21 protein-coding genes are annotated in these 21,090 nt (G+C 64.1%); 9 read left to right on the forward strand and 12 right to left on the reverse strand.

Annotated features, from left to right (window positions below):
- The first annotated feature begins 387 nt into the window (after positions 1-387).
- From ACQY4Y_RS06315 to minE, 5 genes are all read left to right on the forward strand, one after another.
- Positions 388-561: a hypothetical protein gene (locus ACQY4Y_RS06315; RefSeq protein ID WP_428490745.1), complete on the forward strand. Its 174-nt coding sequence runs from the start codon at positions 388-390 to the stop codon at positions 559-561.
- A 425-nt stretch (positions 562-986) separates the two neighbouring features.
- The gene (locus ACQY4Y_RS06320) at positions 987-3,506 is read left to right on the forward strand and encodes a hypothetical protein (RefSeq protein WP_428489701.1); all 2,520 of its coding nucleotides are present in this window, start codon (positions 987-989) and stop codon (positions 3,504-3,506) included.
- A 187-nt stretch (positions 3,507-3,693) separates the two neighbouring features.
- The gene (gene minC / locus ACQY4Y_RS06325) at positions 3,694-4,416 is read left to right on the forward strand and encodes a septum site-determining protein MinC (protein ID WP_428489702.1); all 723 of its coding nucleotides are present in this window, start codon (positions 3,694-3,696) and stop codon (positions 4,414-4,416) included.
- A 9-nt stretch (positions 4,417-4,425) separates the two neighbouring features.
- Positions 4,426-5,241: a septum site-determining protein MinD gene (gene minD, locus ACQY4Y_RS06330; protein WP_428489703.1), complete on the forward strand. Its 816-nt coding sequence runs from the start codon at positions 4,426-4,428 to the stop codon at positions 5,239-5,241.
- Positions 5,238-5,534, forward strand: coding sequence for a cell division topological specificity factor MinE (minE, locus tag ACQY4Y_RS06335; protein ID WP_428489704.1), 297 nt, complete (start codon positions 5,238-5,240; stop codon positions 5,532-5,534). Before minD ends, minE begins: the two co-directional genes overlap by 4 nt.
- A 73-nt stretch (positions 5,535-5,607) precedes the next feature.
- On the opposite strand, the gene ACQY4Y_RS06340 is transcribed toward minE, so the two are convergent.
- From ACQY4Y_RS06340 to ruvX, 8 genes are all read right to left on the reverse strand, one after another.
- The gene (locus tag ACQY4Y_RS06340; RefSeq protein WP_428489705.1) at positions 5,608-7,110 is read right to left on the reverse strand and encodes a Do family serine endopeptidase; all 1,503 of its coding nucleotides are present in this window, start codon (positions 7,108-7,110) and stop codon (positions 5,608-5,610) included.
- Between the two features lie 390 nt (positions 7,111-7,500).
- Entirely contained in the window at positions 7,501-8,529 is a 1,029-nt protein-coding gene (locus ACQY4Y_RS06345) for a PilN domain-containing protein (RefSeq protein ID WP_428489706.1), read from the reverse strand.
- Positions 8,530-8,586: 57 nt separating this feature from the next.
- Entirely contained in the window at positions 8,587-9,006 is a 420-nt protein-coding gene (locus tag ACQY4Y_RS06350) for a GspH/FimT family pseudopilin (protein WP_428489707.1), read from the reverse strand.
- 8 nt (positions 9,007-9,014) lie between these two features.
- On the reverse strand, positions 9,015-9,239 hold the full coding sequence (locus ACQY4Y_RS06355; RefSeq protein ID WP_428489708.1) for a hypothetical protein: 225 nt from the start codon (positions 9,237-9,239) through the stop codon (positions 9,015-9,017).
- A 110-nt stretch (positions 9,240-9,349) separates the two neighbouring features.
- The gene (locus ACQY4Y_RS06360; protein WP_428489709.1) at positions 9,350-10,117 is read right to left on the reverse strand and encodes a prepilin peptidase; all 768 of its coding nucleotides are present in this window, start codon (positions 10,115-10,117) and stop codon (positions 9,350-9,352) included.
- A 79-nt stretch (positions 10,118-10,196) separates the two neighbouring features.
- Positions 10,197-10,613 carry a type II secretion system major pseudopilin GspG gene (gene gspG / locus ACQY4Y_RS06365; RefSeq protein WP_428489710.1) on the reverse strand — a complete coding sequence of 139 codons (417 nt, stop codon included), beginning with the start codon at positions 10,611-10,613 and terminating at the stop codon, positions 10,197-10,199.
- A 119-nt stretch (positions 10,614-10,732) separates the two neighbouring features.
- Positions 10,733-11,149 carry a lytic transglycosylase domain-containing protein gene (locus ACQY4Y_RS06370; RefSeq protein ID WP_428489711.1) on the reverse strand — a complete coding sequence of 139 codons (417 nt, stop codon included), beginning with the start codon at positions 11,147-11,149 and terminating at the stop codon, positions 10,733-10,735.
- 205 nt (positions 11,150-11,354) lie between these two features.
- Positions 11,355-11,858 (reverse strand): Holliday junction resolvase RuvX, encoded by a 504-nt coding sequence (gene ruvX / locus ACQY4Y_RS06375; RefSeq protein ID WP_428489712.1) that lies wholly within the window; start codon positions 11,856-11,858, stop codon positions 11,355-11,357.
- 47 nt (positions 11,859-11,905) lie between these two features.
- Between ruvX and gatC the strand changes: the two genes are divergently transcribed.
- Entirely contained in the window at positions 11,906-12,193 is a 288-nt protein-coding gene (gene gatC, locus ACQY4Y_RS06380) for an Asp-tRNA(Asn)/Glu-tRNA(Gln) amidotransferase subunit GatC (protein ID WP_428489713.1), read from the forward strand.
- Positions 12,190-13,668 carry an Asp-tRNA(Asn)/Glu-tRNA(Gln) amidotransferase subunit GatA gene (gene gatA / locus ACQY4Y_RS06385; RefSeq protein WP_428489714.1) on the forward strand — a complete coding sequence of 493 codons (1,479 nt, stop codon included), beginning with the start codon at positions 12,190-12,192 and terminating at the stop codon, positions 13,666-13,668. Before gatC ends, gatA begins: the two co-directional genes overlap by 4 nt.
- A gap of 159 nt (positions 13,669-13,827) precedes the next feature.
- Here gatA and ACQY4Y_RS06390 read toward each other — a convergent pair whose 3' ends face one another.
- Entirely contained in the window at positions 13,828-15,333 is a 1,506-nt protein-coding gene (locus ACQY4Y_RS06390) for an APC family permease (protein ID WP_428489715.1), read from the reverse strand.
- Positions 15,334-15,629: 296 nt separating this feature from the next.
- On the opposite strand from ACQY4Y_RS06390, the gene gatB reads away from it, so the two are divergent.
- A complete protein-coding gene (gene gatB / locus ACQY4Y_RS06395; RefSeq protein WP_428489716.1) occupies positions 15,630-17,090 on the forward strand; it encodes an Asp-tRNA(Asn)/Glu-tRNA(Gln) amidotransferase subunit GatB in 1,461 nt (486 codons plus the stop codon).
- Between the two features lie 38 nt (positions 17,091-17,128).
- On the opposite strand, the gene oxlT is transcribed toward gatB, so the two are convergent.
- Together oxlT and erpA are read right to left on the reverse strand one after the other, a co-directional pair.
- Complete coding sequence (oxlT, locus tag ACQY4Y_RS06400; protein ID WP_428489717.1) at positions 17,129-18,403, reverse strand: oxalate/formate MFS antiporter; 1,275 nt, start codon at positions 18,401-18,403, stop codon at positions 17,129-17,131.
- A gap of 132 nt (positions 18,404-18,535) precedes the next feature.
- Positions 18,536-18,871: an iron-sulfur cluster insertion protein ErpA gene (gene erpA / locus ACQY4Y_RS06405; protein WP_428489718.1), complete on the reverse strand. Its 336-nt coding sequence runs from the start codon at positions 18,869-18,871 to the stop codon at positions 18,536-18,538.
- 93 nt (positions 18,872-18,964) lie between these two features.
- Between erpA and ACQY4Y_RS06410 the strand changes: the two genes are divergently transcribed.
- Positions 18,965-20,125 (forward strand): deoxyguanosinetriphosphate triphosphohydrolase, encoded by a 1,161-nt coding sequence (locus tag ACQY4Y_RS06410; RefSeq protein ID WP_428490746.1) that lies wholly within the window; start codon positions 18,965-18,967, stop codon positions 20,123-20,125.
- A 39-nt stretch (positions 20,126-20,164) separates the two neighbouring features.
- Here ACQY4Y_RS06410 and asd read toward each other — a convergent pair whose 3' ends face one another.
- Entirely contained in the window at positions 20,165-21,049 is an 885-nt protein-coding gene (gene asd / locus ACQY4Y_RS06415) for an archaetidylserine decarboxylase (RefSeq protein ID WP_428489719.1), read from the reverse strand.
- Positions 21,050-21,090 lie beyond the last annotated feature (41 nt).

A 21,090-nucleotide genomic window follows, 5' to 3' on the forward strand; every position in this document is an offset into this window, starting at 1 on the left:
CCCCTGGGCTTGACGTGTTCAACTGGGCTTGGCGTGGGATGCTGGAAAGGGTGGGCAGACAATAATGTTGCGGGAGGATCGACCCGGCCCCGATTCTTGACCGCTTTACCGCCCTGTCACCGCAGCTCAACGAGCAAGAACGACGCTTGTTTGCCGCCACGGAAGCCGCCGCCGCGAGTTACGGTCGGATTGGAGCAGCGTCAGCCGCAACCGGTATCGCGGTCAATGCGATCGGACGCAGCCTGAGAGACTTGGCTGAGCCCAGCGGATTGGTGCCAGGCAGGGTGCGGCTGCCTGGCGGGCGGGCATAAGCCGCTGTTCGACCGCAACACTGATCTTATGGATGACCTGATAGCGCTGATCGAATCCGGCGAACAAGGCGATCCGATGTCGCCGCTGCGATGGACCTGCAAGAGCCGCGGCAGTTGGCGGCGGAGCTTGTGGCACGGGGGCAGCCGATCAGTCGCATCGTCGTCGGTGAGTTTGTTGAAAAACCCAGAACTTCAGACTGCCAGGTTAATGTGGATCCGATCGGTGCCATCAAGACCAAAACCGGTCTGATGGTGGTCCACGAGCTCGATGACACCTTTGTCCCAAAGGCGTCGTGGTCTCGGCTGAGGACATTGCCGCCGTAAACATAGCCTGGGTCGACTTTCGCGGGAACGCTTGGGCCGACACGCCTTGCGGGCTCTTTGCGGATGTCAAAGTATTTCTTCCTACACCATACTAGATTCGGTTAGGTAATTTTATTGGGTTCGTGTCCGATCCAATGCAGAGAAATGTACAATATAGAACGTATCCGTTTCGAATGATCTCTAAACCCTGGCCGATACTGCGGGCAGAGTTCGGCGATCCTATCTAGCCGAAACGTAATGGTTTGCAAAATACGATTTGTTTCAGCAATCAGTTCTGATTTGCCATTGCTCCGCATCACATACTCGTGACTACCTCCCGACGCATGACACGTTCCGGGAGCACAATTTAACATGAGTAGCACGCAGACCGCCTCCAGCCAGCCGGCCGCGCCGGGAAATTGGAGCGTTCAGTCGATCAACGGCATGCAATACATGGTGTTATTGCCGGCGAACTACGATTCAAGCGTCAAGTATTCCACCGTATTATACTTGCATCAATTGGACCAGGGCACCTATGGCCCGCAGAATTTGCAGAACCAGATCAATGCGTGGTTCAACACGTCGACATTCCGCACCGACTATCCCTCGATCATAGTCGCACCGCTGCTCGATCAATCGGCCGATCTTTCCGGTCAAACGATCAACTTCGGGGGTGTCGATACTGCCGACAGCGCTGGCGAAGACAACGCCATCGCCGCGCTGAAGCAGGTGATGTCGCAATATTCCTCTGATCCGTCCCGCGTCTATGTCACCGGCAACAGCATGGGTGGTATCGGCACTGAAGACATGATCATCAAATACAACGCCTATACTGGAACCGAGGGCAAGATTTTTGCCGCCGGTCTGTCACTGGCGGGCGCCGACTACGGGCAAGGGTATCCGCAACCCAATCAGTCGGTTGTAACCGGACTGAAGAATGTGCCGTTCTGGGCCATCCACGGCGGCCAAGACGGGCAGGTCCCACTGGCCTGGGATCAGAACCTTTATGCCGCGGAACAGGCGATCGGCGGCGACATGAAATATACCCAGGACAATAGCCTGGGCCACGACGTCTGGGATACCTACTACCCGCAAACCGGCGCCGGTTCACCGCTCGGCTGGCTGTTCAGCCAATCGACCGGTGGCGCGCCGACCCCGACACCGACCCCCGCGCCAACGCCGACAGCGTCGAAGAACGACACCGTGGTCACCGGCACCAGTGCCGCGATCATCGATGCCAGCGGTAACAAGTGGACCATCACCGGCTCCGGTCAGGTGGCGATCAACGGCGCGGCCGACACCACCACCGGCAACGTCATCGAACTGGCCTATGTCAACGGCACCATCTGGCAGGAGAACGCCAGCAAGCTGTGGTGGGGCGAGACCAAGCCCAACGCCGCCTGGTCGCCCCAGGCCGGCACCGCCACCAGTCCGTTGCCCGCCACCCCGGCGCCGACCCCGACCCCCGCGCCAACCCCGACGCCGACCCCCGCGCCAACGCCGACCCCCGCGCCGACACCGACGCCGACAGCGTCAAAGAACGACACCGTGGTCACCGGCACCAGCGCCGCGATCATCGATGCCAGCGGCAACAAGTGGACCATCACCGGCTCCGGTCAGGTGGCGATCAACGGCGCGGCCGACACCACCACCGGCAACGTCATCGAACTGGCCTATGTCAACGGCACCATCTGGCAGGAGAACGCCAGCAAGCTGTGGTGGGGCGAGACCAAGCCCAACGCCGCCTGGTCGCCCCAGGCCGGCACCGCCACCAGTCCGTTGCCCGCCACCCCGGCGCCGACCCCGACCCCCGCGCCAACCCCGACGCCGACCCCCGCGCCGACACCGACGCCTGCGCCAACGCCGACAGCGTCGAAGAACGACACCGTGGTCACCGGCACCAGTGCCGCGATCATCGATGCCAGCGGCAACAAATGGACCATCACCGGCTCCGGTCAGGTGGCGATCAACGGCGCGGCCGACACCACCACCGGCAACGTCATCGAACTGGCCTATGTCAACGGCACCATCTGGCAGGAGAACGCCAGCAAGCTGTGGTGGGGCGAGACCAAGCCCAACGCCGCCTGGTCGCCCCAGGCCGGCACCGCCACCAGTCCGTTGCCCGCCACCCCGGCGCCGACGCCGACCCCCGCGCCGACCCCGACACCGACCCCGGCGCCGACCCCGACGCCGCCGCCGACCTCGGCGAACGACACCATGGTACTGGCCGGTGCCAGCAGTGCGATCATCGATGCCAGCGGCAACAAATGGACCATCACCGGCTCCGGTCAGGTCGCGGTCAACGGCGTCGCCGATACGACGACCGCCAACGTCACCGAACTGGCCTACGTCAACAAGCAGGTCTGGCAGGAGAACGCCAGCCAGTTGTGGTGGGGCAAGGCCAGTCCGAGCGCGGCCTGGGCGCCCGATGCGGGGACCAGCACCAGCCCGCTGCCGGCGCCGATCAGCCTGAGCGCGGCCAGCGCGACGGTCAGCGCCAGCCAGGTCTCGGTGGTGGCGACCGCGGGGGCGCACATGCTGTTCCTCAAGGGATCGGGCGATGTGGTCAGCCTGTCGGGCGGCGCCGAGACCGTCACCGACAGCGGCGCCGGCAACGTCTATATCCTGCCGGCGGCGGGCCATGGCAGCGTCAGCTTCACCAGCAACATCCTGACCACCTCCGATGTGCTGGACCTGAAGCCGGCGCTGGCCGCCACCAACTGGAACGGCGCGGCGGCGACGCTTTCGACCTACCTGACGGTGAGCGACCAGGCGAGTGGCGCCACGCTGTCGATCGCGGCGACCTCGGGGGGGGCCAGGGTGGCGATCGCCTCCATCGCCGGGGCCTCCAGCGCCAACCTGAGCAGCCTGCTGGCGCACGCGATCACCTGATCGGGCCGAGTCGCGCGGCACGGTTGGGCGCCGCCGGGGGGGACCTCGGCGGCGCTACCACTTATAGGGCCACGTTTGGGCTCAACCACTACCCCTAGCGGTCGATGCGCAGGGTTATCCACATGATTTTGTGCAGCCCCACCGGATTCTCGTTGACCGTCCGCCGAGCAGCGGATAGTTCGGAACTGTGACATCGCATGAAACAAAATCGCTGATCCGCGTGTATGGCCGCACCATAATGGCGCTGGTTTTAACACCTGACGTGCCGTTGAACGATTGGCTCAACGCGCTAGATGCGCAAATGGAACGTTCGCCCAATTTCTTCGATGCCCGCCCCGTCGTGGTGGATCTCGGGGTTGTCCCTCGGGAACAGCCGGGCGTGGCGCAATTCCTGCAATTGCTGGAACAGCGCGGCATCCGCATCATCGGCACCGAGGGTGCGCATCCATCCTGGGACGGCATTGAAGCCTGGGGTCGGCCCCTGCCGGTGTCCAGCCGTCGGGGCCGGGAAATCGAGCCGCCCGAGGGCCGGCCCGCGCAAGGCCTGCCGCAAGCCGAGGCTGCGCCGTTAAGCACCGAGGTCAACACGCTACTGATCGACCAACCGGTGCGCTCCGGCCAGTCGGTCGTGTTCGAACGCGGCGACATCACCGTACTTGGTTCGGTCGCGTCAGGCGCTGAAGTCATGGCCGGCGGATCGATCCATATCTACGGAACGTTGCGTGGTCGTGCCGTCGCCGGCCTCTCCGGACATCCCGGCGCGCGGATATTCTGCAGCAAGTTGCAGGCGGAACTACTGGCGATCGATGGCGTCTACCAGACCGCGGACGGTATGCCCGCCACTGCTTTGGGCAAGCCAGTGCAAGTCTGGCTAGACGGCGAACAGATGAAAATATCGGTTCTGGATTAGGAGAATCCTATGGGCAAGGTGCTGGTGGTTACATCCGGCAAGGGCGGAGTCGGCAAGACGACCTCCACCGCCGCGCTGGGGGCCGCACTCGCGCGGAGTGGTGAGAACGTCGTGGTCATCGATTTCGACGTCGGATTAAGAAACCTCGATCTGGTGATGGGCGCGGAACGCCGCGTGGTGTTCGACCTGATCAACGTGGTGCAAGGCGACGCCAAACTGGCGCAGGCGCTGATCCGCGATAAGCGGATCGACACGCTGTCTCTGCTGCCGGCATCGCAGACCCGCGACAAGGATGCGCTGACCATGGAAGGCGTCGACAAGGTCATCGCCGAGTTGCGAGAGAAGTTCGACTGGGTGATCTGCGACAGCCCCGCCGGCATCGAGCGCGGCGCGTTGCTGGCGATGCGCAATGCGGATCTCGCCGTGGTGGTCACCAACCCCGAAGTTTCCTCGGTGCGCGATTCCGATCGGATCATCGGGATGCTGGATTCCAAGACCATACGGGCGGAAAAGGGCGAAAAGGTCGACAAGCATCTGTTGGTTACCCGCTACGATGCCGGACGGGCGGCGCGCAATGAAATGCTGAAGGTCGAGGATGTGCTGGAAATCCTGTCGATCCCACTGCTGGGGATCATTCCAGAAAGCGAGGAGGTGCTCAAGGCCTCCAACATCGGGTCGCCGGTGACACTGAACAATCCGACGAGCGTGCCGTCGCGGGCCTACTTCGACGCCGCCAAGCGGCTCAAGGGCGAGACTGTCGACGTCGTTGTGCCGATGCAGCGCACCGGCTTTATCGGACGACTGTTCGGGCGGAGGGTGGCATGAGCCTGTTCGAGCTCTTTCGCAAGAAAACCACCGCGCCGGTGGCTCGGGACCGGCTGCAGGTGCTGCTTGCCCATGAGCGCAGCGTCATCGGCAAATCCGATCTGCTGGCGACGTTGCAGGAAGAAATCCTTGCAGTCATCGCCAAGCATATCACCGTCGATCGGGACGCGGTTCAGATCAAGCTCGACCGCGGCGCGTCGTTCTCGACATTGGAAATCGATGTCGAAGTACCGCTGGATGCGGCGAAGATGGCGAAGACGCCGAGCGAGCCTGGCGTTGCCGCGTCCGCGTGATCCCACCTCGGGATCGCCGCCCCCGAAGTAGGCAGACGGGGCAGCACCGTCCGCCGCCCCGTCGCGGGCTCGTTCAGCCCGCTTTGCTCTGATCTTTCAGCGTAACACCGACGAACACTGGTTGACCGTTGCGGATCACCCGCAGCGCGAGCGCATGATCGCTGCCGTTCATCGCCGTGCGCATCGCCTGCGCCGCCTCGGCCGGGGACCCGACCGAGTGGGTGCCCACGCCTACAATGACGTCACCGGGCTGCAGGCCAGCCGCTTCGGCCGGAGAGCCAGGCTGTACGCCCTGCACCACCGCGCCTTTCGTCCCGTCCGGAACATCAAGTTGATTGCGCATGTCAGGCGACAGCGGTGCCAGCGCCAAGCCGATCCTGGCATGGTGTTCACTGCTCTGATCATCGTTACTGGCGGTTTGCTCGCTCGGCAGCGTTCCAACCTTGATGTTGACATCCTTGACCTGGCCGTCATGCAACACGCTTAAATGCGCTTGATCCCCCGGCTGAATGCCGGCGACATCCACCGCCAGTTCCTTCGGATCGGTTACCTTGGCGCCATTCACTGCCTCAATCACGTCGCCCGGTTCCAATCCGGCGCGCGCCGCCGGGCTGTCGGACTGAACGCCGGCCAGCAGGGCGCCATCATTGACCTTGAGGTGCATTGCCTGCGCCGTTGTCGGGGTAATTTCTTGCGCCTCGACCCCGACATAGCCGCGAACCACCTTGCCGGTCTTTTCAAGCTGCGCCGAGACAGTGCGGATCATGTCGGATGGGATCGCGAAGCCGATGCCGACCGACCCGCCGGTGGGCGACAGGATCGCGGTGTTCATGCCGATGACTTTGCCGTCCTGGGTAAACAGCGGGCCGCCGGAGTTGCCCTGATTGATCGGCGCGTCGACCTGGATGAACTGATCATACGGCCCGGCGCCGATATCGCGGCTGACCGCTGACACGATGCCGGCGGTAACCGTGCTGCTGAGCCCGAACGGATTGCCCATCGCGACGACCCACTCGCCCGGCTTCACGTTACGCGAATTGCCAAGCTGAATGAACGGCAGCGGATGCGATGCATTGACCTTGAGGACGGCAATGTCGGTGCGGGGATCTGTGCCGATGACCTTGGCCGGCAAGACAGTTCCATCATCCAGCGTGACGCTGAGCGTGCGGGCGCCCTTGACCACATGATTGTTGGTCACGATCGTGCCGTTCGCATTGATGATGAAGCCCGAGCCACGGGCCTCGACCGCGTGCTCCTGCTGCTGCTGCTGCCCATGCGGGATCATCTGGTTGAATGGGAAGGGCAGTTGTTGCATCTGCTCACCCTGTTCCATCGATGCCGGGGTGGCTTTCAGCTTGTTGGTAATGGAAACCACCGCTGGCTTGACCTGGGTCACCAGGCTGGTGAAGTCGGGCAACGTATGCGGTTGTAGCGGCGCGCCGGGTGGATTGACCGGCGCGATATCGCCGGCCCAGGCACTATGTCCCACGGCGAAACCGCCAAGGCTGGTGCCGGCCAGCAGCGCGGCGGCCAGCGCGGCTCGCCGAAGAGTAGGGGTAAGAGGTTTCGAATTCATGCGATGACTCTCCTGGTCGCCATTTTAAGTTCGCGACGCGGCACCGGGTTCCGGACGGCCGCATCGACAACAGCGTGCACATAGCGATGCTGAGGTAACCGTTCGCTGGGCGGAGCAATTAAACTCGTGTTATTCAGGCCACAGTCTGCGAAAAAATCGCGAGCCGGGCTCGCGAGCCGGCCGTCCACGGCAGCGCGTCCAGGCGTCGAAATACGCAGTTTCTTCAGGACTATATCCATGCGAAGGCGCCCACGGTGGGTCGATATCGAGCCAGCGCAAGAGCGCATTCATGGTGACCCAAAGGTAAATTAACCTCGATTTGGGAGTCTATCCGGCGGCTGAAGCATGGGCTTCTGGACGCCCGGCAGAGTCGCCCCCCTCGCCGCTCGTTCAGTCAGGCTTGGGCGGCGGCGCCGCGATGCTCGCTCGGATCGAAAAGACATCGGTTGTCGCGCCCTCGACGCGGGTGACCGGGGCGGCAAACGTGGCATCGTGAATCGCCTGGTCGGCCGACAGGCCGGTGATCAATCGCGCCGCCGCGGCCGACCGGCCGCCGAGCAGCATCTGTCGGTCACGCAACGAAAAGTCGGTCAGGTATGTGTCATCCGGAAGGATTTGGGTCACCGTCGCCAGAACCTGCAAGATATCACCGGTACGTTCCATTTCCCGTGCCAGCACAGCCTGTCCCGCGCCGTCGGCGGTGATGCCGCGGCGCATCGCCTCGACCTTTTTGATTGCCGGCTGAAGGTCGTCGATGGCTGTGTTGGTCGCATGCAAGGCGAGTTCTTGCAGCAGCACCGGCACAGCCAGGGCTACCACCGCCAGGCCGGCGCAGACCCAGGCCAAGGCGCGAGTCGGCAACCGACCGGCCCGACCGCCGGCGTCATCGTTGATCGCCAGCAGTCGGGGTCGCTCCGCCGGGCCAGTTTCGATGAAGCGCGGCTCGATGCCGGCTTTGGCCAGCGCCTCGAACGCCGCCGCCATAGCCGCTTTTGGCACCATCGTCAGGATGACGCGGATCCGGCTTCGATCGCCCGGCTTCGGATGACCGTCCCATCTCCAGAATAAATTTTCCGATGTGAACGGCGTGATGCGCGCGAGTTCGTGTCGAAGCAACAGATCGAGGTCCCGGCGCGGTGCGGCTGGAACGACGTGGTGCTTCTCCAGGACGATATCGGGCGGCGCACGCAACAACACCGGTTTGCGGGTCGCCAGTCGCGCCGCTGCTCCGGAAGTGACCGGTTCTTGCTTGCCTCTGGCGCGGATCGAAAGCGTCAGGTTATTCATCCGATCGACATCGGCCACGATACCGTCCGGTGCTGCGACGCCCGCGTCGGTCCACGACTTCGGCAGCAACTCGGCAATCCGCGCCATCCACCAAGAAAAGAAACGCGCCAGCATTGCGTCAGTCTCCCGCATGACAGCATCGCCTGAGCGTCCGGCGAACACCAGTCGCGAGTGCGAGAGGAGAGTGCCTCATCCGCCGGCAAGTTCGCGCGACTGCACCTGTCCGGTCAGCCAGTTGACCGAAATGACAATCCGGCGTGACCCGGAGGCGAGCATCAATGTTGCTCCAGAGGCTCCGCCATCCGGCATGAAGATCACCTTGGCGGCCGTCAGGGCATCCCCGGCCGGCAGCAACCTGACAGCGCCCCCGTCCAGCGCAAAGCCGTTGCCGCGGGTCACGACCGCCACTTCGCGATCCTGCGCGATCGCGCGCGATCGAGCCAAGCGCAGCGCCGAGGTCAAAGTGCGGACCGTTGCCTCGGTATTGAGGGCCTGGCTGTGCCAGGGCTGCCGGACAAATATCAATGCCGCCACCAGGCCGATGATGACAATCACCACGATCAATTCGAGCAGGGTGAATCCCGTCTGCCTTGTTTGTCCGGCTCTCACTGGCAGCCTTACCTCAGGTCACGCACCACGAAGCCGCTTGGCAGGATCTGCACCTCAAACCCGTGTTCCAGGCATTGCCTGACCGGTTGATCGCCGAAGCGCGTCGTATTGTACGGTGCGGACTGAACGCAGACCTGACAGCGAACCACGTTCGCAATTGCGGTGGGCGTTTCGGTGACGAGCCTCGGATCGACCCGACCATAATAGTTTCGTTTGGTGATCTGGCGAGCCATTTCGTCCACCACGGATGACTGCCTGCAAACCGGACTACGCTCACCGGCGATGGCCGGGTCCGCCGAAACGATTGATATCAGACAGAGAAATGGCGCCAACCAACGAGTCATCACGGCCCCCCGAACACCGAGTTCAACAGCCCGCCGTACAGCCACGCCAACCAGAAGGCCAGAGCGATGCAGGGGCCAAACGGAATTCGCATCGTGGATGTCACCATTCGGCCCGCCAACGCCAGTCCCAAGGCCGCGAGCAGCCCGGCGATCGCGCTTCCCAGCACCACGAAGGGCAGCAGTGCCAAGCCGCACCAGGCACCCGCGGCAGCGATCAGTTTGCTATCGCCACCACCCAATCCGTCTCGGCCGCGCAGTTTCTGGTAGGCGAATCCGAGCCCCTGGAATGACAGGTAGCCGAGGGCCGCGGCCAGGCAATGGTCGGTGAGGGCATCCGGTTGTTCGGCAAACGTCAGCGGCAACCCTGCCAGCAATAATGGCAACGTCAGGACGTCCGGCAACAGGAAGCTGGTGCAGTCGATCCAGGCCAGGGTCAGCAAGGTCCAGCCGACGCCGCAATCCACCCACAACCGAAGCGGATCGTGATTGGCCAGCGCCGCCCATGCCGCGACGACGACGGCGGCAAGTTCCACCGTGGGGTGCAGCAGTCCGATGGATCCCCGGCAATGGCGACAACGGCCGCGCAGGGCCACGAAACTGATCAGGGGAACCAAGTCCCGGCTGGTCAGCCGCGCGCCACAATGTGGGCAGGCCGACCTGGCCAACACGACCGGCGCCCCGGCCGGCAGCCGCACGATCAACACGCCCATGAAACTGCCGATGAACGGGGCTGTCAGGATCGGCCAGAGCCATGTCTCGGCGTCCATCACGTGACTCCTTTCGGCCGTTCCCAAGATCGGCGACCGGTCACTATTCGCGATCCCGAAGCGGCTGGGTGAGCCGTTGTCAGGGATTACAGATCTGACTGTCGCCGCCGGTCCCGGATGGTCCGGCCGAACAAAGATCGAAATCGTGCCCGGCTCGGTCGGACGGGTCACGGTAGGTGTAAGGACGATTCCACGGGTCAACCGGTACCTTGCCCTTCACATACGGCCCATTCCAGGTCGTCACCCCGCTGGGCTGCTCGACCAGCGCCTGCAGCCCTTGATCGGTCGTCGGGTAGCTACCGACATCGAGCTTGTACATGTCCAATATGGACCCTATGCGTTCAATCGATTGCTTGGCGACCGAAACCCGGGCGTTGCCGAGCTGGCGCAGGACGGCCGGGGCGACGAGGCCGATCAGCAGCCCGAGAATGGCGATGACGACGAGCAGTTCGAGCAGGGTGAACCCGCTGTCGTCACGACGAAGACGGCGTCTCATGGATGGCTTTCTCGTGGTTGCTTCCATATCCCAGCCATAGCAGGCGGCGGCGGTTTGAAAGGTCACGACCGGCGGAGGGAGATGATGTTTTGGCCAATGTCGGGGTTGTGTGCCCCGCGTCAGGGGCGTTGGCGCTGTCGGCTGAACAAACCACCGGCGGCTGCGATGACTTTTTCCTGGTAGGCGGCTCCAAGACCCGGAGAGTGCGAATGATAATAGCCAATCGCCGCCATCAGGTTGCCGTGCGCCTGGTTCAGATAAAGCCGCATGATCGCCGCCGATGCGGCGATATTGAAGCAAGGGTCGTGCAACAACCGCTCGATCACCTCTTGGTTGCTCAAGCGGGTGAATGCCGCGAGCGGTTTGACCCAGATCGTGTTGACCTGCATGACGCCGAGGTCCGCCGACCCGTTCGTATTGAATTGCGCGAGGCCGATCCTGCCGCCTTCGACCGCCTGGATCGATGGCAACACGCGCGGCGGCAAATGATAGAACGCCGCGGCCGCAACCATGCACGCAAGAAATGGGACGCTCATGGGTGGGCGCGCGGTGCGACGCGGTGGGCTGTTGCCGTCGCATGATCGTCTGATGCGACCGCCTCGCCCCGAATCATGCCGATCCGCCCCCCCCAAAAGCGCTGACCGTATAGGGGGAGCCGAAGGTTTTGGTCAAGTTATCAATGACTAGGAACGTCTATTCGATTTGATGATGGTGGGAATTCCAGTCACCTATGCACCGACCTCATGCATGATCCACGTCTTGCGGTCCGGAAACATCGTCGTTCGGCTGCGAACCGGCGTCCAGCGCCGCCTGCAGTATCCAGGTGGCGGCCGCCCGGTCCACTGCCTGTGCCCGCTTCGCGCGCGACACATCCGCCCCGATCAGGAACCGGTTGACCGCGGCGCTGGACAGCCTCTCATCCCACAACGCGGCCGGCAGACCAGTGGCCGCCGACAGCGCGTGGGTCCAATCCCGAGCCGCTTGGGCCGCCGGGCCGATTGTGCCGTCCATTGACAGCGGCAGCCCCACGACCAGAGCGTAGGCACCCTCGCGCAGCGCGATCGCGGCGATTTCAGTGGCGTTGACCGACAATTTCCCTCGCTTCAGCTTGCCGTACGGCGAAGCGAGCCTGCGTCGCACATCCGACAGCGCCAGCCCGATCGTCCTCGCACCCGGATCGATGCCGATCACCCGCTGATCCCGTCCCAGCGAGGCCAACAGGTCCGGCAGGTTGAACACCGTCATGGCCGTCGTTATGGTCCCGCGCTCGCATCCATCCAAGGATTTCCGTAATGTCGCTCGATCAGGCGACCGTCCGCCGCATCGCCTCACTGGCCCATATCCGTGTCGAGGAGCACGAGGTCGAGAACCTCCGTCAAGAGCTGAACGGCATCCTGGGCTGGATCGAGCAACTCAACGAGGTCGATGTTACCGGCATCGCGCCGTTGACCGGCGCTAGCGGCATGGCACTGGCGATGCGCACCGACGTAGTGAGCGACGGGGGCTATGCGGAGAAGGTATTGTCCAATGCACCCGAGCGGCTGGGCGATTTCTATGTCGTGCCGAAAGTCGTGGAGTGATGCTGACGGACCTGACCATCGCCCAGGCCCGCGACGGTCTGCGCGCCAGGGACTTCACCGCCGTCGAACTGACCATGGCACATCTGCGTGCCATCGAGGCGCTGAACCCTCGCCTGAATGCCTACATCACCGTGAGCCATGCCGCCGCGGTGGACCAGGCCCGCGCCGCCGATGGACAGCTTGCGGCCGGCGAGACCCGGTCCCTGACCGGCGTGCCGCTGGCGATCAAGGACCTGTTCTGCACCGATGGCGTTCGCACCACCGCCGGCAGCCGGATTCTTGGCCCGTTCGTGCCGCCTTACGAAAGCACGGTAACCGCTAATCTGCTGCGCGACGGCGCGGTCTTCCTCGGCAAGACCAACATGGATGAGTTCGCGATGGGCTCGTCCAACATGACGTCAGCCTACGGGCCGGTGGAGAATCCTTGGAAGCGCCGGCAGGACACCGCGGCGGTGCTGGTTCCGGGCGGTTCGTCGGGTGGATCCGCCGCCGCGGTCGCGGCGCGGCTGGCGATGGGCGCCACTGGCACCGACACCGGCGGATCGATCCGCCAGCCGGCCTCATTCTGCGGCCTGGTCGGGGTCAAGCCGACCTACGGCCGCTGCTCGCGCTGGGGCGTGGTCGCGTATGCCTCGTCCCTGGACCATCCCGGCCCGCTGGCCAGAACCGTCCAGGACAGTGCCATCCTGCTTGGTTCGATGGCCGGGCATGACCCGAAGGACGCCACCAGTGCCGATGTCGCGGTGCCGGATTTCGAAGCGGCGTGTCGGCGTGGCATCAAGGGGCTGCGGATCGGCATTCCCAGGGAATACCGTGCCGATGGCATGCCGTCCGAGATCGAGGCGCTGTGGCATCAAGGTATCGACTGGCTGCGCGCCGCGGGGGCCGAGATCGTCGATGTCTCGTTGCCGCATACCAAGTATGGCCTCGCGACGTACTATATCGTCGCCCCGGCCGAGGCGTCGTCCAACCTGTCGCGTTACGATGGTGTGCGGTTCGGGTCGCGCCGCGAGGGGGAGGACCTGCGGGACCTCTACGAACGCACCCGCGCGGAGGGGTTCGGGCGCGAGGTCCGTCGCCGCGTGCTGATCGGCACCTACGTGTTGTCGGCCGGCTATTACGATGCGTATTACCTTCGCGCCCAGAAGGTTCGGGCGCTGATCCTGAAGGATTTCACCGACACTTTCGCCGAGGTGGACGCCTTGCTGACGCCGACCGCCCCGTCGGCCGCTTTTGCCCAAGGGGAGAAGATGGACGACCCGATCCAGATGTATCTGAACGACCTTTTCACGGTCCCGGCGGACCTGGCGGGGGTGCCGGCGAGTTCGGTACCGGTGGGGCTGGACCGGAACGGCCTGCCGCTTGGGCTGCAGGTGATCGGCAAGCCGTTCGATGAGGAAACCGTGTTCGCGGTCTCTTCAGCGTTGGAGCGTGCGGCGGTGTTCACCGCGGTGCCGGCGCTCCGGGCGACTTAAGAGCGCTTCAACGCTTCAACTGCGAGCATGAGTTAAGAATGTTTGATGTCTCTGGTAGGTTCGAGCGGCTGCCCATTCCGACCGGAGGCCTGCGGCCCACTTGTCCGCGTTCCCGTCCGCCCGCGATCCTGTCCGACCCATCTTCATAGGGCCTTCCCGCTATTCCACCGGGACCGTGAGGATGCCCGCGTTCAGGCTTTCGCCGCGGCTGCGGGCACGCCGTTGCGCGGCAAGGAAGATAGCGATCGCGATCGCGGCGGCGATCAAGCTCTGGAAGATTGGCTGGAACCAGATCGCGGTGTGCGGGACGACCAGCACCGTGGACATCAGATAAAGCGTGATGACCACCGAGGCGAGCGCGGCGGGGACCGTCCAACGGCTGGCGATGAGCTCACGCGCCCAGGCCTCGCCGCCGCACGCGCTGCGGCCGGAGGCAATGAACAGCGCGCTGAGCGCCACCACCAGCCAAACCAGCAGGATGCTGAGCGAGCGCACCACAACGCCGAGCGCCCAGCCGATCGTGGCGGACTGAATGAGGAAGATCGAGCCCATCGCGGCGGTGAGCAGCAGGGCGGTGGTCGGCACCTTGCTTGCGGAGGTCTCGGCGAAGCGGTCCGGAAAGATGCGGTCCTGGCCGAACGCGAACAGCAGGCGCGAATTGATCAGCAGAGCGGGGGCGATTGTCTTGCCGACGATAAGCGCGACCGCGAAATTGAGGATTGTGCTGACAGCAGGCGGGGCGATCAGTCCCATCAGGCCCGGGGCGGTGGCGTAGGCAACCTTGTGCGCTTTGATCAACCCGATCACCGCCCACCAGGGCGCGGCGTGAAACAGCGCATAGGTGACGGCCGAGAACAGCACGACGGCGACCGCCCAGCCGATGACGATGCCGCGCGGCATCTGGCTCTCCGCATCGCGGGTCTCGCCACCAAGCGAGGGCGCCGCGCTGATGCCCCCATAAGCGTAAATGTAAAGAGTGCAGACCGCGCCGAAGGCGGAGAAGCTGGCCGGGGATTGGCTCGTCGGCGGGGTTAGCGCGTTGCCGGCCTTGAGGCTGGCGCCGTGCACGAAGACCGCGGGTGGCGTGATGATGCCATAGACGATGATCGCCAGCGCGGTGAGCAGGATTACGATGAAAAGTGTGATGACGAAGGTGCCGTAGCGCTGCACGCCGGTCGAATGCAGCCAGTAGAGTAGCCAGATCGCGGCCAATCCGACGATGATATGGCCGAGTGGGGTGGCGATCACTCCGCCCAGCGAGTAGCCGGCGGTGGTGAAGGCCTGGCCGAGGAAGGTGCCGAACGCGAACGACAGCACGCCGATCGATCCGCACAGTCCAAGCCACCAGATGAAGCCGAGGATGAAGGCCACCATGCCGTTGAAGCTGCGACCGATCCAGACATAGGCTGACCCGGCCCGCGGCAGCACCCGCGAATAGCGCTGGTAGAGAAACACCTTCGGGAGAACAAGGACGCCGGTGACCAGCATGGCGAGCGGAGCAAGGTCCTGCACTGCCGGGTAGACGCTGAGGCTTTGCACGGATACGAAATTGACGCCCGCGCCGTATTCGGCGGCGACGGCCGAGGCGATGACGGCGAAGATCCCGAGCGCTTTGCTGAGTCGATAGACGGGCGCTTCGGGTGATCCGGACGTACCGCCGCGCATCCTGTTTTCCTCCAGGTTTTTTCCCTATGCTTCCGGGGATGTTCTCGTCGGCAGACGCGGCCTGACCGGCCATCGGGCGGTGGGCGCAGGATAATCACAGAGGCTCGGTCCGCCACCCGGCTTATGCCGCAGCCTGACCTGAACGTTAACGGCGGCGCCGAGCCGGAGCAAGGCACGAGCTATATGGCCCGGCACGTTCGTTCAGGACGTGCCGCTCCGGCTCACGTGCTTGCGACCACCGCCCAGGGCGACTAAATCCCTTCCTAACGCGTAGGTCCGCTTCGAAAGGCGCAGCCGTGACGTACTCCCTGCAAGGCAACACCGGACCGTGGGAGGTAGTGGTCGGCCTCGAAGTCCACGCCCAGGTCATCAGCCGCGCGAAACTGTTCAGCGGCGCGGCAACCACTTTCGGATCCGAACCCAACAGCCAGGTCAGCTTCGTCGACGCCGCATTCCCCGGCATGCTGCCCGTGGTCAACGCCGAGTGCGTGGCGCAGGCGGTGCGCACCGGCCTTGGGCTGAATGCCCGCATCAACCTTGTCAGCCGCTTCGACCGCAAGAACTACTTTTACGCCGACCTGCCGGCCGGCTATCAGATCAGCCAGTACGAGCATCCCATCGTCGGCACCGGCGAGGTCGAGGTCGAACTCGCCGACGGCACCAGCAAGGCGATCGGTGTCACCCGCCTGCACCTGGAACAGGACGCCGGCAAGTCGATCCACGACCAACACCCGACGCGGACGCTGGTCGACCTCAACCGATCCGGCATCGGCCTGATGGAGATCGTCTCCGAACCCGATATCAGAAGCCCCGAGGAGGCGGGCGCCTATCTGCGCAAACTGCGCTCGATCCTGCGCTACCTCGGCACCTGCGACGGCAACATGGAGGAAGGCTCCATGCGTGCCGACGTCAACGTCTCGGTCCGCAAGCAGGGCGAGCCCTACCGCACCCGCTGCGAGGTCAAGAACGTCAACTCCATCCGCTTTGTCATGCAGGCGGTCGAGGCGGAAGCCGGCCGCCAGATCGAGGTCTGGGAAGCGGGTGGCACCGTGTCGCAGGAGACCCGTCTGTTCGACAGCGGGCGAGGAGTCACGCGATCGATGCGGTCAAAAGAGGACGCCCACGATTACCGTTACTTTCCGGACCCGGACTTGCTGCCGCTGGTGCTGGAGGAAGACTGGGTTGCCGGCCTGAAGGCCTCGCTGCCGGAACTGCCCGACGCCAAGCGCGCACGATTCATCCGTTCCTATGGGCTGACCCAATACGATGCCTCGGTGCTGGTGGCCGAACAAGTCACGGCGGCATTCTACGAGAGCGTTGCCGAAGGCCGCGACCCGAAAATCGCCGCCAACTGGGTCATGGGTGAATTCTTTGCCGCGATGAACCGCCTCGGTCGTTCGATCGAGAATCCCCCGGTCAGCGCCACCGCGTTGGGTGGCCTGCTGGACCTGATCGCCGACAACACCATCAACGGCCGCATCGCCAAGGACGTTTTCGAGGCGATGGTCGAAACCGGCAAGGACGCCGCCGCCATCGTGGACGATAGAGGCCTGCGCCAGGTCACCGATACCGGCGCGATCGACGACGCCGTTGACCGCATCCTTGCCGCCAATCCGGACAAGGTCGCCGAGTACCGCTCAGGAAAGGACAAGCTGTTCGGATTTTTTGTCGGTCAGACCATGAAGGCGATGGCGGGGAAGGGAAATCCTGGGTTGATCAACGACACCCTGCAACGCCGCCTGGCCGAACAGGGGTAGGCGCCGCCCGGGTCAGTTTTCGCCACCGGCAGCGAGATCTAGGCTGACGCGGCGGGTTCCGTGAACGGTCGCGTTTGAACCGCGGATCGCCGTGCCCGCAGCGGTTTCAGCGCCGCGATTGCCAGCAACGCGGTCAGCAGATCGGCCGCGATCGCCACGCCGAACACCGTCGTCCAGGTCCCGGTCGCGGCGTGCAGCAGGGACGCCATCGGCCCGCCGAAGATCGCCCCGATCCCTTGCGCCATATACAGACATCCATAATTGCGCGTGGCGTGCTGGGTGCCGAACGTGTCGGTCAGGGTGGACGGAAACAGCGAGAAGATTTCACCCCAGCCGAAGAACACCACACCCGAAAGCAGCACGAACAGCAGCGGATCGGTGCGTGCCGACAGCCACAGCGCCATCGCCACGCCCTCCAGCGCGAATGCCAGGCACATCGTGTTCTCACGGCCGATGCGGTCCGACACCCAGCCAAAGAACGGTCGCGTCAGCCCGTTGGTGAAGCGGTCGATGCTCAGCGCCAACGGCAGCGCCGCCAGGCCCCAGACGACAGCCTTGGTGATGCCGAACTCGCCGGCAAACGCCGCCATCTGCGATATCACCATCAGCCCTGTGGTGGACATCAGCGTCATCATCACGAACATCAGCCAGAACACCGGCGAACGCAGCATCTCCCGGGTCGAACTGTCCGGCGCATCCGCTGCCATCACCGCCGATGTCGGCGCCCGCTTCAGTCCCAGCGCCGCCAGCAGCCCGACCACGGCGAAGATCGCGCCAAATTGCAGCAAGGTCATCCGCGATCCGACCGCCGCCAGCGAGTTGCTGACCGGAAACGTGGTGACGATCGCGCCGAACCCATACCCCGCCGCCACCACGCCCGCGGCCAAGCCACGCCGGTCGGGAAACCAGCCGACCATTTGGCCCACCACACCGACATAGACAATGCCGGTGCCCAGTCCGCCGATCAGCCCATACGTGAGGTACAACATGGTCAACGACGAGGCATACGACGCCAGCACCCAGGACAGTCCGGACAAGAGGCCGCCCAAGCCGATCAACAACTTCGGCCCGAACCGGTCAACCAGCCAACCCTGAAACGGTGAGAAGAACGTCTGCACCACGATCAGCAGCGAGAAGGTCACCTGCAGTGCCGCCGGCGCGACCCCAAGCGATGTGCCCAGCGGCTTGGTGAACAAGGTCCACAAATACTGCGGGCTGGAAATCGCCATCATGCAAATCAGTCCAAGCCCAAGCTGAACCCAGCGTGTGCTGCCCTGGCTGGAAACGGCGGGAAGAACGGCGATCTCGGTCATGCTGATCGGCCCTGACGGTAACCGCTCAGCCCTAGCAAACGCCACGCCATCCACGGCGGCGCCTTCGGGCCACCTTGCAGACCCGACAAACTGCCTAATTCCGCACCAAGCGCCGCGAAATATGCCGCGTTTTCAATCGACCGAGAAGCTCGTTCCGCACCCGCAAGCCGATTTCGCATTCGGGTTGCGCACCGCGAAATGGCTGCCCATCAATTCGTCGGTGTAGTCCAGTTCCGACCCGGCCAGCAGGTCCAGGCTGACCGCATCGACCACCACCTTGGCGGCACCGCGTTGAATGACGAGGTCATCCGCCTGCGGCTGCGGATCGAGTTCGAAGCGATACTGGAAGCCGCTGCATCCCCCGGCCAGTACGGCCACGCGCAGGGCGGTTTCCCTGGCCTGGTTGGTCTGGGCGACGATTTCGGAGATGCGGGCAGCGGCTCGATCGGTAACGGTGAACTGTTCCATAACAGCAAAATAGGCGCTCGTTCACCGGAAGTGAACAGCCGCGATGGATGTCGCGTGATTGAAGCCTCGGAAATCAGGGTGTATCCGCGTCACATGTTCGTTCGCCCGCCCCCGGCGCGTTATGCCGTCTCGCCCGCCACGGCTCGCGGACGGCTGCATCACGAACCGGAGGCCTCCACCCGGTCCCCATGGCAGCGCGACCGCGATCGCATCATCCACAGCTCCGCCTTCCGCAAGCTGCAATACAAGACGCAGGTGTTCGTCAATCACGAGGGCGACTTCTACCGCACCCGCCTCACCCACAGCATCGAAGTCGCCCAGGTGGCTCGCTCCATCGCCCGCGCGCTTGGCCTGGACGAGGACCTGACCGAGGCGCTGGCGCTGGCCCATGACCTCGGCCATCCGCCGTTCGGCCACGCCGGCGAGGATGCGCTGAACGCCGTGATGAAGCCGTTCGGCGGTTTCGACCACAATGCTCAGAGCCTGCGCATGGTCACCCTGCTGGAGAGCCGCTACGCCGGCTGGGACGGCCTGAATCTGACCTGGGAGACGCTGGAGGGCCTGGTCAAGCACAATGGCCCGTTACGCCATCCCGCCGCCTATATCGTCGACTACAACGACCGCCATAAACTCGACCTGCACACCCAGCCCAGTGCCGAGGCGCAGGTCGCCGCCATCGCCGACGATGTCGCCTACCATTCCCACGACCTCGATGACGGCCTGCGCGCCCGGCTGTTTACGGTGGATGATCTGGCCCATCTGCCACTGGTGGGCGAGTCGCTTGCCGCGGCCCGGATGTCCAGTCTCGACGTCCCGCCGCCCAGACTGCGCCATGAGACGCTGCGGCGTGTGATCAACGCCATGGTTACCGACCTGATCACCGAAACCAACAAGCGACTGGCGAAACTCGACCCCGAAAGCCCCGAGGCGGTGCGCCGGCACAAACAGCGCGTCGTGGCCTTCAGTCCGGCGATGGCCGAGGCCAACCAGGCGATCAAGGACTTCCTGTTCGCCCGCATGTATCGGCACTGGCGGGTCAATCGCATGTCCGCCAAGGCCAAACGGCTGACCGAGGAGCTATATCGGCTGCTGCACAACGACCCGAGGTTGCTGCCCGATGACTGGCGCACCCGCGCCGGCGAGGGTGGCACGCAACGCTCGGCAACCATCGTCGGCGATTACGTCGCCGGCATGACCGACCGCTATGCCATGGATGAGCACCGCCGGCTGACCGACGTCAATGTCAATGGCTGAGACGAACCGGGTCGGTTGCTCTCGGCCCGTGACGCCGCCTCAGTGAGAGGCGGAGCGCGCCACGCCATGCGCCGATGACCTGCCCGCAAGCTGCATCAGCGGCTGCCCCATACGGATCGTCCTGCCCAGCTGCACACCGCCACTCAGGCTGAATCCCGCAGGCGCCAACACCACGATCGTCGACCCATGCTCGAACCAGCCCAGCTCTTCGCCTTTTTGCAGGAATGCGTTGCAGGCGAAGGTCCGCGGCTGACCCCGACGCCCCGACGTCAGATCCAGAAACCGCAGCCGGATCCCCGACACCAGGATCGCCGCCACCGCGACCAGCGTCACCGGATGGCCCGTGTCGGACAGCGCGATTCTGATCGCGACCCGCTCGTTCTTGCAGTACAACCTTTCGATTCGCCGCAGCGCGGTCGGATTGACGTTCCATGCGTCACCCGGAATATGTGTGACCGACCCGACATGGCAGGCATGAGGAGCATGGAAGCGATGATACATGCTCGAGGTCAGCCGCAGCGTCACATAGCATCCGCCGTGGAACGTTTCGGCGTGTTCGGCGTCGCCCAGCAGATCGGCCAGCGCGTAGGGAAATCCCTTGACCTGGAAGACCTCTCCGTCGGCCACCGTGCCGACCGCGCCGACGATCGCATCGCACGGGCTTATCATCATCGACTGGTCGGCTTCTATCGGCCGCGCTCCGGGCCTCAGTTGACGAGTGAAACAGTCATGCATGCTGCGGAAGCGCGTCTTCTTGGCGTCGCTGAGATCAAGGTCGGAGAAGAACCGCCAGACGCCGATCGAGATATCACGGACCAGCGGCTGCTCGATCTTGCTGAACCAGCCGATGATGCGGCACGCCAGCCGCCTTGGAATCCGATTGGTCAGCAGGAAATTTATCTCCTCCTGATGTACAATCTTCACTATCGCTGCGCGGACGGTCATGAGATCAGCATGGTCTTGTA

The organism is Rhodopila sp., from assembly GCF_965277165.1.
In the GTDB taxonomy this organism is placed as follows: Bacteria; Pseudomonadota; Alphaproteobacteria; order Acetobacterales; family Acetobacteraceae; genus Rhodopila.